The organism is Marinobacter sp. KMM 10035 (assembly GCF_046537445.1).
Lineage (GTDB): Bacteria > Pseudomonadota > Gammaproteobacteria > Pseudomonadales > Oleiphilaceae > Marinobacter > Marinobacter sediminicola.
This window is the reverse complement of sequence record NZ_JBBVMG010000001.1, coordinates 1181954-1194746: the sequence shown is the minus strand read 5'-3', so window position 1 is coordinate 1194746 and position 12793 is coordinate 1181954. Positions and strand designations below refer to the sequence as shown.

Annotated in this window: 9 protein-coding genes; 1 reads left to right on the top strand and 8 read right to left on the bottom strand. The window is 54.2% G+C overall.

Annotated elements, in window-relative coordinates; genetic code table 11:
- Positions 1 to 158: 158 nt before the first annotated feature.
- Complete coding sequence (locus AADB16_RS05295) at positions 159 to 797, top strand: TetR/AcrR family transcriptional regulator (RefSeq protein WP_410801836.1); 639 nt, start codon at positions 159 to 161, stop codon at positions 795 to 797.
- A gap of 30 nt (positions 798 to 827) precedes the next feature.
- On the opposite strand, the gene astB is transcribed toward AADB16_RS05295, so the two are convergent.
- The 8 genes from astB to aceE all read right to left on the bottom strand — a co-directional run bounded on the left by astB (position 828) and on the right by aceE (position 12210).
- Complete coding sequence (gene astB / locus AADB16_RS05290) at positions 828 to 2168, bottom strand: N-succinylarginine dihydrolase (protein WP_309043777.1); 1341 nt, start codon at positions 2166 to 2168, stop codon at positions 828 to 830.
- A 52-nt stretch (positions 2169 to 2220) separates the two neighbouring features.
- Positions 2221 to 3699, bottom strand: a complete 1479-nt coding sequence (gene astD, locus AADB16_RS05285; protein ID WP_410801834.1) for a succinylglutamate-semialdehyde dehydrogenase — start codon at positions 3697 to 3699, stop codon at positions 2221 to 2223.
- Between the two features lie 35 nt (positions 3700 to 3734).
- Entirely contained in the window at positions 3735 to 4799 is a 1065-nt protein-coding gene (gene astA / locus AADB16_RS05280; RefSeq protein WP_298449193.1) for an arginine N-succinyltransferase, read from the bottom strand.
- Positions 4793 to 5833: an arginine N-succinyltransferase gene (locus AADB16_RS05275; RefSeq protein WP_410801833.1), complete on the bottom strand. Its 1041-nt coding sequence runs from the start codon at positions 5831 to 5833 to the stop codon at positions 4793 to 4795. The genes astA and AADB16_RS05275 overlap by 7 nt, the downstream gene beginning before the upstream one ends.
- 8 nt (positions 5834 to 5841) lie before the next feature.
- On the bottom strand, positions 5842 to 7056 hold the full coding sequence (locus AADB16_RS05270) for an aspartate aminotransferase family protein (RefSeq protein WP_410801832.1): 1215 nt from the start codon (positions 7054 to 7056) through the stop codon (positions 5842 to 5844).
- Between the two features lie 122 nt (positions 7057 to 7178).
- Positions 7179 to 7700, bottom strand: a complete 522-nt coding sequence (locus tag AADB16_RS05265; protein ID WP_410801830.1) for a DUF2478 domain-containing protein — start codon at positions 7698 to 7700, stop codon at positions 7179 to 7181.
- A gap of 177 nt (positions 7701 to 7877) precedes the next feature.
- Entirely contained in the window at positions 7878 to 9536 is a 1659-nt protein-coding gene (aceF, locus tag AADB16_RS05260; RefSeq protein ID WP_410801829.1) for a dihydrolipoyllysine-residue acetyltransferase, read from the bottom strand.
- Positions 9537 to 9546: 10 nt separating this feature from the next.
- Positions 9547 to 12210 (bottom strand): pyruvate dehydrogenase (acetyl-transferring), homodimeric type, encoded by a 2664-nt coding sequence (gene aceE, locus AADB16_RS05255; RefSeq protein ID WP_309043782.1) that lies wholly within the window; start codon positions 12208 to 12210, stop codon positions 9547 to 9549.
- Positions 12211 to 12793: the final 583 nt, after the last annotated feature.

The following is a 12793-nucleotide window of genomic DNA, read 5'->3' as shown; positions in this document are numbered from 1 at the left end:
CCTTTCGTCCGTGCTCAAGTTGGTGTTGATACCGCTTCCTGCGGAAATCCGGGGGCGTTGAGCACGACATAATGTCATTCTTTGACATTATGTCAATAATCAGCTTTCATTCTCCAATTGAAAAATTAACCGTTGAAAGAGCCTGACGAGAGAGCCAGATGACTGAACCGCTGAAAACACGCCGTGAACGGGAGAAACAGGCCCGCTACGACACGATTCTGGACGCCGCTGAACGGGTCTTTTCAGAGAAGGGCTACGAACGTACCTCCATGGATGACATTGCACGCACGGCAAGCCTGAGCCGGGCTTTACTGTATGTTTACTTCAAGGATAAGGCGGCAATTCAACGGGGCATCATGCTGCGTGCAGGGCATAGTTTGTATGAACGCTTCAGAAAGGCACGGCTGACTGCCGATACGGGGCTGGCGCAAATTCGCGCTATGGGGGAATCCTATTATCGCTTCTATCTGGATGAGCCAGATTATTTCTCTGCCCTTACCAAAGCCTCCACCGCCATGGCTGAGGCAGATGAAACTCAAGCCAAAGAAATGCTTTGCTCAAAGACAGAGCTGATGACGCTTATGACTGAGGCCATAGAACTGGGGCTGAAAGATGGCACCATGAGCCGTCAACGTATCCACAGCCCGGAGCAGACCGCGCTCTATCTGCGCGGGGCACTGCACGGTGCGCTTTTGCTATGCCAATCCGAAGCCAGCGAAAGTGGCGATAACTTCCCGGCCGAAAGCCTTATCCGGCACACTATGGACATGCTGGCTGCTTCGATTGCCGCACCCTGACCATGCTTTTATGACCAGTGGGGGAAGCTGCTACATCTGGAAATCGTAAATAGAACCCAGCCCCAGAATTCCGGTCAGCTCATCCAGCGCTTTGCGTACTTCTTCCAGCAGCATGGGATCCGCCAGGTCATCCCTGCTTAGTTCACTACGGTAGTGGGCTTCAACCCAGGTTGTCAGGCGCTCATACAGCGCATCCGTCAGAATCACACCCCGATGCATGGCTTTTAGTTCGTCGTCATTCAGAACCACTCGCAAACGCAGGCAAGCAGGGCCACCGCCATTGCGCATGGACTGCTTCACATCAAACACTTCCACCGCGGTAATCGGCCCGCCAGAGGCCAGCAGCTTATCCAGGTACTTGCTCACAGAGGGCACTTCCCTGCACTCACCCGGAACCGCCAGCAACATACCATCGGGCGTATTCAGCAACTGGCTGTTGAAAAGATAAGACGCGACTGCATCCGCAATCGGCACTTCCCCGCTGCTTACGCGAACGGCCTCCAGTTCAGCGCCAGTCAACCTGGCACGAATATCTGACAGCACCCGCTGTTCATCAAGAAACGCCATCTCGTGGTAGAAGAGCGTATTACCATTACCTACCGCAATAACATCGTTATGAAAGACACCCGCATCAATGGCTGCAGGGTTTTGTTGGGCAAATACCAGATGGCCATCTTTGAGGCCGTGCAGACGGGCGATTGCCTGTGAGGCTTCAAGAGTCTGCCGGGCCGGGTATTTTTTCGGAGCCGGTGCTTGCTCGTTAAATGCAATCTGGCCATACACAAACAGCTCCACCCCCGGTTCACCATACCCGCCGCAAAGCCGGGTGTGGTTGGCTGCGCCTTCATCGCCAAAGTGGCTGACTGATGGCAGCGCCGGATGATGGGCAAAGTACCCCTCGTCCGCAAAGATAGATTTGAGCATGCGGCCAGTTACCCTGTGCTCAATGGAGCGATGGAACTTGGCGCTCAAATTGGCGGGGGTGAAGTGCACCCTGTGGTCGTCTGTATCGGCACTGGGAGAAACCGTCGCTGCATTGGCTGTCCACATGGACGAAGCTGACGCCACAGCCGCCATAATCGACGGGCTGGACTTGGCTGCCTGCGCCAGAATTTGCGCATCCGTGCCGCTGAACCCGAGCGCTTTGAGAGAGGGAACATGAGGACGCTCATGGGGTGGCAATACACCCTGTACGTAGCCTCGATCCGACAGGCGCTTCATTTTTGCCAACCCCTGAAGCGCAGCCTCCCGGGGGTTGGATACCGCATTCACATTGGACTTCGATGCCACGTTGCCCCAAGACAGGCCCGCATAATTGTGGGTTGGGCCAACCAGGCCATCAAAGTTTGCTTCTACCGCATGTTTTGCCATGTCTGGGAATTCCGTCCATCCGGATTCAGGGAATAAAGCTCAACGTTGCCAATCAGGAATCGAAGTTAAGGCCCGGCGACAAGCTTTCCGGCACCTCGCTTTTGCCCGCTTCAAGAGAGGCCATAGGCCAAGCGCAGTAATCTGCAGCGTAATAGGCGCTGGCCCGATGATTTCCGCTGGCGCCTACGCCACCAAAAGGTGCGGCACTGCTGGCGCCGGTCAAAGGGCGATTCCAGTTAACAATGCCCGCCCTTGCCTCTTCCAGCAACCGCTCGTAGAGCTTTCTGTCGTCCGAAAGCAAGCCGGCAGAAAGCCCATAACGGGTGTTGTTAGCCAGCTCCAGGGCATCATCGAAACCCTTGTACCGATAGACGGTTAATAGCGGCCCGAAGAACTCCTCATCCGGCAGCTCCAACCCGGTTACATCCACAATCCCTGGAGAAAGAAGGCCGGTGTTTGGTTTGAGTTGTTTCATCTCCAGCAGGGATATTCCGCCTTTTTCGAGCATGCTGGCCTGAGCAGCCAAAAGTTTTTCTGCCGCCTGTGCAGAAATCACCGAGCCCATAAACGGTTGGGGTTTATCATCAAACTCTCCAACCTGAATACGTGCAGACACCGCCACAAGGCGATCGAGAAACTCATCGCCCTTCGTGCCCTTTGGAACCAGCAGTCTGCGGGCGCAAGTGCAGCGCTGCCCAGCAGACAAAAACGCCGACTGCAGAGCGTGATGGACCGCGCCATCGATGTCCGAAATATCCTGTACAATCAGCGCGTTGTTACCACCCATTTCCAGGGCAAGAATCTTCTCCGGCTGGCCTCCAAGTTGCTCATGCAGCTTATGCCCCACCGTTGAGCTACCGGTAAAGAACAAGCCGTCAATTGCAGGGTGGCCCGCAAGCGACTTGCCTGTATCCGCAGCACCCTGAACCAGGTTGATTACACCATCGGGCAAGCCAGCTTTCTCCCACAGTTTCACCGTCAACTCCGCCACGCCGGGCGTCAACTCACTGGGTTTGAATACCACCGTATTGCCCGCCAATAGCGCGGGCACAATATGGCCATTAGGAAGGTGGCCGGGAAAGTTGTAAGGGCCAAACACCGCAACCACCCCATGGGGCTTATGACGAAGCACCGCATGGCCACCCGCAACATCCGATTCGGTGTGCCCGGTGCGTTCATTATAGGCTTTCACCGAAATGCCGATCTTGCCGGCCATGGCAGCCACTTCCGTACGGGACTCCCAAAGGGGTTTACCGGTTTCCAGGCCAATCTGGTGGGCCAGCTCCTCCTTGTTTGCTTCCAGCAATTCAGCAAAAGCCTCAACAACCGAAAGGCGCTCGGCAAAGCTCTTGCGCCGCCATTTCAGGAAGGCATCCCGCGCGCTGCGCACGGCTGCATCCACATCAGCCAGGCTGGCACCAGTACCTTCCCATACGGCCTTGCCGGTAACGGGCTGAACAGACTCGAATGCGGCCCCATGGCCCTGAAGCCAAAGCCCGCCAATAAACAGTTCGCCGGTCAGGTTTGCCATATCACTCACTCTCCTGCTACTGGAATTGTACGTTTTTAGCTCGCGGCTTTGGCCGGTGCCTGAGTCCTTTCCTTAAGGGGGGCCAGCCGAACCGGGTCGCCCGACTCTATCTGCAAGGCCTCTGCCACTTCCGGTGGAAGGCTGATTGTGTCTATACCCACGCAACTGGCGGGCACCGTAGTTACCCGAAAGTTACGGAACGAGCGATTGGAAATCATCACCCGCTTATCCGCCGGCACATCGAGATCTATGGCTTTTCGGGTCACAGAGGCATAGCGGTTGAAACTGTCCCGAACTGTGCGAATGGTGTGCACGAATGCCTCAACCACCGGGCCACCATCAAAGATGTCGACCATGCCATTAAAGTTAAACCCTTCGGCTTTCAGCATGGTAAGCGCCGGAGCCGTATTACCATGAACCATGCCGACAACCGCCCGTGCCGAATCCGGCAGCATAGGCAGGTATATAGGGTATTTGGGCATCAGCTCAGCAATAAACGCCTTATTGCCAAGCCCGGACAGCATGTCGGCTTCTATGAATTCCATATCAAAGAACTTGCTACCCAGCGCGTCCCAAAGCGGGCTCATTCCCTGCTCATCAGACACACCGCGCATTTCCGCAAATACTTTTTCAGAGAAGTGCTTTCTAAACTCATCAAGAAACATGAAGCGACAGCGGGACAAAAGCAGACCATTGCCGCCACCGTGGTAATCGCTGGATAGCAGCAAGGAACAGATCTCACTGGTGTCTGTCATGTCGTTTGACAGGTGCAGTGTTGGCGTTCGCACATGCACACCCAGCTCTTTGGAGGCGTTTACGGTAACGCTGAGCCGATAGTTATAAAACACCTCATCCAGACCCACCCGGGCCTGAATACCGCTGATCCCTACCGCTTTGCCAGTATCCGTATCTTCCAGGGCAAACAGGTACAGGCCCGCTTCCGGTGCACAACGCTGATTGAAGGTTTCCTGTGCCTGGTTGATTTTACGCTGCAACATGTCCCGGTCGGCCGGCAACGAGGTCAGTCCCTTGCCCGCTTTCTGAGCCATGGCGTAAAGATCTTCAAGATCAGTTTGCTGAAGTGGTCGAATGACTAGCATGGCGCTACCCTCACTTCATCACCTGCAGTCTTGTCGAGTAAACCCCAGACCTTCACAGGTACCTTGAGGGTACCTTCAAGCGTGCCGGCAGCACGAGCAAGCGTACAACGGAACCCAGCGCCACCACCCGCGGCAATAAGGCAAAGATCTCCGCTCCCATCGCCAGCATCATTCACAGAGCCATGGAGGGCTTTGCGCTGACTGGTTACCAATGTGTGCAGGGCGTCGGTGCGCGCTTCCAGCACCGGCCCACCATCGAAAATGTCCAGATAGCAACCCGCCTGAAAACCTTCTCTCTGCAACAACTCAAGGTTTGGCACAGTCAGTTCGTGAGGCTGCCCTAACGCCTCCTGCGCCGCTTCGGAAAGCAAAGTGACGTACACAGGGTGCGGCGGCATAAGCTCCGCAATAAAGGTTTTACTGAGCGCGCCCGAGTGCTGGTCAGCTGTTTCAAAATCCATATTAAAAAAGTGACGCCCCAAACTGTCCCAGAAGGGCACACTGCCATCCTCGTGCTGCACGCCCTGAATTTCCACAGCAACCCGCTGGGTAAACCAGTCGCGATGCTCGGCGATGAACAGGATTCGGGCTCGGGACAAGAGCTCAAAGGCTTCCGTGTTGCGCAACTCAGGCGTAATGGAAAACGAGCAAAGCAATGTGTGATCGGTCAGACCGTGGCTCGGGTAGAGTACGTCTACGCGGCTTGATATGCCTAGCTCGTGGGAGGCATGAATCAATGCATCCCGGCGGTAGTTATAAAACGGTTGGCCATTGCCCGCACGGGCATCTAGACCTGCTACACCATGAACCCTGCCTGTGTCGGTATCTTCCAGAACAAACAGAAATCGTGGCAACTGGCTGCCGACAATTGTTTTACCGGCGAGAGAGGTGAGCGAGTGTTTTATTTTTTCTGCAAGCGCATCACGCTGCCGGGGCAGCGTGGATGAGAGACGGGCGGTTTCTGAACCCGCCGCGCCGGCTATCTCCAGTATCTGGTTCACGTCATCGGGTAGTGCCGGACGTACCAACCACATAAAAGCTCCTAGGCAGTCAGTTTCTTCACCGCTGCTTCAAAGCGCTCAAGCGCTTCATCAATATCGGTATCCGGAATGATCAGCGAAGGTGCCAATCGAATAACATCGGCGCCAGCAATCAACACCATCACACCTTCATCCAGGCCGGCGTTGAGAAAGTCCTTCGCCTTTCCTTTCCATTTTTCGGTCAGCACACAACCCAGCAAAAGCCCGGCCCCGCGAACCTCACTGAAGAGTTCATAACGCTCACCAATATCCATCATACCTTTACGCAGGTGGTCAGAACGGGCCTTCACACCCTTGAGGATCTCGGGCTGGCTTACGGTATCGATAACCTTTTGGGCAACCGCGCAAGCCAGGGCATTGCCACCATAGGTGCTGCCATGGGTGCCTACGCCAAGACTGGCTGCAACTTTTGCAGTGGTCAGCATGGCGGCTACCGGGAAACCACCGCCCAAGCCTTTGGCGCTGGTAAGAATGTCTGGTACCACACCATACATCTCGTATGCATACAGATGACCTGTACGGCCCACCCCGGACTGCACCTCATCAAAAATCAGCAAAGCGCTGTTGTCATCACAGAGCTTGCGCAGGCCTTCCAGGAATTCAGGGTCGGCTGGAACCACTCCGCTCTCACCCTGAATTGGTTCCACAACCACCGCACAGGTCTTTGCCTTGGAGATCAGTTTCTTGACGGATTCCAGATCGTTAAAGTCTGCGTGGTGGATGCCGCCCGGCGCAGGCTCAAATCCCTCCAGATACTTTGCCTGCCCGCCCACACTCACGGTGAATAAGGTACGGCCGTGGAAGGCGTTCTTGAAAGAGATAATTTCGTGTTTCTCCGGGCCTGTGTGCTCCCAGCCATAACGACGTGCCAGCTTGAACGCCGCCTCGTTGGCTTCACCACCGGAGTTGGCAAAGAACACCCGCTCAGCAAATGTGAGATCGCACAGAGTTTTAGCCAAACGCAAAGCAGGCTCGTTGGTCATCACGTTAGAGAGGTGCCAGATTTTCTCCGCCTGCTCCACCAGGGCACCCACCAGCCCTGGGTGCGAATGCCCGAGACAACTCACGGCAATACCACCCTGAAGATCTATAAACTCGCGGCCATCCTGATCCCAAATTCGAGAACCCTCGCCTCGCACGGGAATAATAGAGCCCGGTGCGTAGTTGGGTACCATAACTTCATCAAACAGTTCGCGGCTGACAGGTTCTTTGTTCATAGATCTCTCTCGGAAAAGCAGTTAAGCCTATAAAAATAGTAGAGTTGCCGGCGTAGGCAAGTAAGTAGGTGTGCGGATCAGTCACTTATACTACGCCACTTAATGCTTCAGCACATCTGGTGCTATTGCCCCCTTAAAACTCCGTCACACCAATGCAGCACTGCTGCCTCGGAGAACGGCAAGTCAACCGCGGTTTCACCACCAAAATCATGCCACTGAGAAAGGAACTTCCGCTTCACCACCGTTAAAACCGGAATGCCGGCAGCAAGTAGCTGAACAAATTCCGCGCGGAACCCATTGCCGCCGATTTCCTGCTGGCCGAACCGGTTAACAACCGCCAGCTTGGGTGGCTGCTCTAGCAATCCGCGTATCACGCTCGTTGCATCTGCCAACCCGCGGGGATCGAGGCAACAGGATTGCGATTCTTTTCCAAGGTTCTGGGCAATGGAATACTCCTGACCCGTTTCCAGATCCTGTAGCGCCATGGGTTCTCGCCGTAACCCATGCTCATTCAATGCCATGGATAAACCAGCAACTCGATCGCCTCGCCGACTCAGGGTTGCTGCCACCTTGTGCAGCAATTTATCCACTGCCTGCTCATCGCTGTCGTAGATTATTGCCGCGAAATTCAGCTGTGCGCTCATACGTTTGTTACCTGCTGACTAAATATGACAAGTCTAGCGGGTTTGAAAATACGCTCGTTGCTCTGGATCAGTAACTCTGGACTGCCTTGCTCCATACCAAAACGCAAAAGGCGGGCTTGTTACGCCCGCCTTTTGCTGCCCCCAAATTTCATAGCCTGGAAGCCTGTCTGGCCAGCTTCACAGCAAAAGGGAACGAATATCCCCAAGCAGCTGACTAAGCAATGAGGTAAAGCGTGCTGCATCAGCCCCGTTCACCGCACGGTGATCGTAAGACAACGACAGCGGTAGCATCAGCCTCGGCTGAAACTCGCTTCCATCCCATACAGGCTTCATCGCAGCCCGGGACACCCCAAGAATCGCCACCTCTGGCGTATTCACAATTGGCGTGAAAGCCGTACCACCGATTCCACCCAAGCTTGTAATGGTGAAACAAGCGCCCTGCATCTCTGCAGGCTTTAACTTCCTGTCACGGGCTTTCTGGGCAAGCTCGGCACTTTCCGCCGCCAACTCCCAAAGGCCTTTCTGATCCACATCGCGAATCACCGGAACCATCAGCCCGTTGGGCGTATCCACAGCAATACCAATATGAATGTATTGCTTGCGAACCACCTCTTTGCGCTCCAAATCCAGAGACACGTTGAATTGCGGTAGCTCTGCCAATGCCGTTGCACAGGCCTTAAGAATAAAAGGCAAAGGCGTCATCTTCACGCCCCTCTTTTCACCAGCCGCTTTCTGGGCTTTTCGGAATGCCTCCATATCGGAGATATCCGCATCCTCAAACTGGGTAACGTGGGGCACGTTCAGCCAGCTTCGCTGCATGTTGCTCGCGGTAACTGCCATCATTCGCGACATAGGCTCACGCTCAATGTCGCCAAACTGGCTGAAATCTGGCAGTTTCACGCCCGGTATTCCAGACCCCGTACCAGCGCCTGAACTCCCTTGCTGAGTTTGTTGCAGCTGGCTTTTAACATAGTCGTTCACATCGTCTTTCAGAATCCGGCTTTTGGGGCCAGACCCTTTGATGCGAGCCATATCGGCACCCAGCTCTCGAGCCAGTTTGCGCACGGCCGGGCCAGCATGAACTCTGGAACCCGGCGCAGGCGGCTCGTAGGTTGAGCTCTGGGGCTGTGCCTCGGGCTCCTTCGACGGCTTATCATCGGCTTCAGGTTCAGGCTTTGCTTCCTGGCCAGAGTCGGCAGCCGTCTCGCTCTGACCCTCATCGTCCTCGTCGCTGTCGTCGGCGACCGTCATTTCCAGGAGCTTGTCGCCCTCAGACAACTTGTCTCCTTCATTCACCAGAACCTTCACTACCTTGCCGGCGTATGGAGATGGTATATCCATGGATGCCTTATCGGACTCAACCGTTACCAAAGACGCATCTACCTCAATGGTGTCGCCTTCGGATATGTTGACCTCGATAACCGGCACGTCTTCCATGCCATCCAGAGGCGGAACCAACACCGTTTCCGTGCGGGAGCCGCCAGACTTTTTCTTCGGTTCTGGCTTGGGCTTTTCAGGTTCGGGCTTTTCATCAGAATCAGCACTGGACTCACTCTCTGATTTCGCTTCCGGCTCATCGTCAGCTCCACCCGCAGCTCCGCCAGCGTCCATCATTGCCACCACGTCGCCTTCTTTCACCTTGTCCCCAACCTTCACGGAAAGCTTGGTGATTTTACCGGCACCAGGGGATGGCAAATCTACAGAGGCCTTATCGGTTTCAACGGTCAGTATCGAATCCTCCGCCTCCACCGAATCGCCAACACTGACCAGAATCTCGATTATCTCAACTTCATCTGCCCCGCCAAGATCGGGAACCTTGATTTCCTGTTCGCTCATGACGGTCTCCTTAGCAGTGCGCCGGGTTCGTTTTATTACGATCGATACCGTACTTGCGCATGGCTTCAAGAACCTGCTCCTGCTTCACCTCGCCATCTTTGGCCAAGGCCGACAGAGCAGCTACCGTTACGTAATAACGATCCACCTCGAAGAAGCTTCTCAGCTTCTCGCGAGTGTCACTGCGACCAAAACCATCTGTACCCAGTGTCAGGAATGTTTTGGGGATGAACGCCCTCAGTTGCTCGGAGTGCAGCTTGACGTAATCTGTCGACGATACGACAGGGCCTGTCTGTTTCTCCAGGCACTGAGTGACGTGAGCCTTACGGACCTTGTCATCCGGATGCAGCAGGTTCCAACGTTCAACGTGCTGACCGTCTCGGGCAAGTTCGTTAAAGCTGGTGACGCTCCAGACATCGGAGGCTACACCCCAATCGTCTTTTAGCATCTGAGCAGCTGCTCGCACTTCGTTGAGAATGGCTCCGGCGCCCAGCAGCTGTACACGCAGCTTTTTCTTGCCGCCTTTTACCTCGACGGATTCGAATTTGTACATACCTTTGATAATGTCGTCTTCCACGCCCTTGGGCATGGCCGGCTGCTCATAATTCTCGTTTTCCATGGTGATGTAGTAGAAAACGTTTTTATTCTCTTCAAACATTTCCTTCATGCCGTGGTGAATCACTACGGCCATCTCATACCCGAATGCCGGATCGTACGCTTTACAGTTGGGGATGGTGTTCGCCAGCACATGGCTGTGACCATCCTGGTGCTGCAAGCCTTCGCCATTCAGCGTAGTGCGCCCGGCGGTGCCTCCAATAAGGAAACCACGCGCCTGCATGTCGCCTGATGCCCAAGCCAGATCGCCCACGCGCTGGAAACCAAACATGGAGTAGAACGCGTAGAACGGAATCAGCGGGAAGTTGTTGTTGCTATAAGATGTCGCAGCCGCCATCCACGCGGCCATAGCACCACCTTCGTTAATACCTTCCTGCAGAATCTGTCCTTTCTTGTCCTCCCGGTAATACATGATCTGTTCACGGTCCTGGGGTACATACTTCTGCCCCTCAGACGTGTAGATCCCCAGCTGACGGAACATACCTTCCATACCGAAGGTACGAGCCTCATCCGGCACGATTGGCACTATCCGCTTGCCAATACGCTTATCTTTAACGAGCGCTCCCAGCAGGCGCACAAACGCCATGGTTGTGGAGATTTCACGGCCACTCGAACCTTCCAGAACCTGTTTGAAAATATCCAGATCAGGAATTTGAAGAGGCTGGCAATCCTTGCGGCGCCGGGGATAAAAGCCACCCAGTTCCTGCCTGCGCTTATTCATGTACACCAGCTCGGGGCTGTCTGGCGCTGGGCGGTAATAGGGTACGTCTTCCAGCTCTTCATCTTTCAGCGGAATTGCAAAGCGATCGCGGAATGACTTGAGGGTTTCAATATCCAGCTTCTTCAGTGAGTGAGCCGTGTTCTGAGACTCGCCCGCCGCACCAAAACCATAACCTTTAATCGTGTGCGCAAGAATAACCGTAGGCTTGCCGTTCGCCTCGGTCATCGCCTTCTGATAAGCGGCGTACACTTTGTAGGGGTCGTGACCACCCCGGTTGAGCTTGTTGATATCTTCGTCCGTCCAGTCTTCTACCAGCTTGGCCAATTGCGGGTACTTGCCGAAGAAGTGTTTGCGGGTATGGGATGGACCGTTATGGGTAAAGTTCTGCAGGTCACCATCGCAAATCTCGTCCATGGCTCGCTGCATAATGCCGTGCTCGTCGAGGTCGAACAGCGTGTCCCAAACCCGACCCCAAACCACCTTGATCACGTTCCAGCCAGCTCCCCGGAAAGTGCCTTCAAGCTCTTGAATAATCTTACCGTTACCACGTACCGGACCGTCCAGGCGCTGCAGGTTACAGTTCACCACGAACACCAGGTTGTCGAGATTTTCCCGACCGGCTTTTGAGATACACCCCAGGGTTTCCGGCTCGTCAGTCTCACCATCACCCACAAAGCACCAAACCTTGCGATTACCCATTTCCACGAGTTCGCGGCTATCCAGGTACTTCATCACGTGGGCCTGATAAATGGCCTGAATCGGCCCAAGCCCCATAGATACGGTGGGGAACTGCCAGTAATCCGGCATTAGCCAGGGGTGCGGATACGAGGAGAGGCCGTCTCCGTCCACTTCCTCGCGATATTTATCAAGCTGCGCTTCTGTAAACCGTCCTTCCAGAAAAGACCGCGCGTAGTTGCCCGGCGAGGCGTGACCCTGAAAATAGATCAAGTCGGACTCGCGCTTTTCATCACCACCATGGAAAAAGTAGTTAAAGCCAACGTCGTAGAGCGTGGCTGCAGATGAGAAGGTCGATATATGGCCGCCCAGATCGCCCGGTCGCTTGTTGGCACGCACAACCATGGCCATAGCGTTCCAGCGGATCAGTGACCGAATCCGGCGCTCCATAAACAGGTCGCCCGGCATCCGCGCTTCCTGGGTTGCCGGAATAGTATTTCGGAACGGTGTAGTAATTGAATACGGTAGCTCGGTGCCATCACGACTGGCACGCTCAGAAAGGCGCTCCAGAATGTACTTAACCCGCTCTATGCCTTCGTTCTCCATGAGCGACTCAAGTGCATCAAGCCATTCGCTCGTCTCTATGGGATCATCATCCTGGTACATCAAACCTCCCCCTTCGCATCCAAAAGTGCTGCAAGTGCCAATCGCGGCACCCGCGCATGCGGTATCAAGTTAACTGCAACAACGGCAACGTCTTCGTTATGTATTTTTTGCCGGTAGACACACCGGTCAAGGTTACTAACTGCATCCATCAAGCATAGAACAGCTTTTCTGTTTTTACTGCCCGCCCCTGTTGGATGATCAGACTGTGGCGCAAAACCAGCCAGGTATTATTCGGTCAGCATGCAAAATTCGTAGTATTTTTACTACGTATTTACTGTAAACATCAACAAAAAGGCGAAATCTACACGCCAAACACAATCACAATTACGATTAGTTACGCAATAATGCCTTTTTTAAGAGCACCAAACAACCAGACTCAGACCAACGTCTTAGTCGCGATAACACCCAAGCTTTCATTACCACGCTAAACGATATGGACATTCAAACCTGTCACGAAATAATATTTATATGCTTATATTTCAGATAGTTAGAATCACAAAAACAAAATAACCGAATTTTCTTCTACGCACTTTTAATTAGACCTGAAACTAAACAATAATTTATGTATACTCGCCTGCCCATT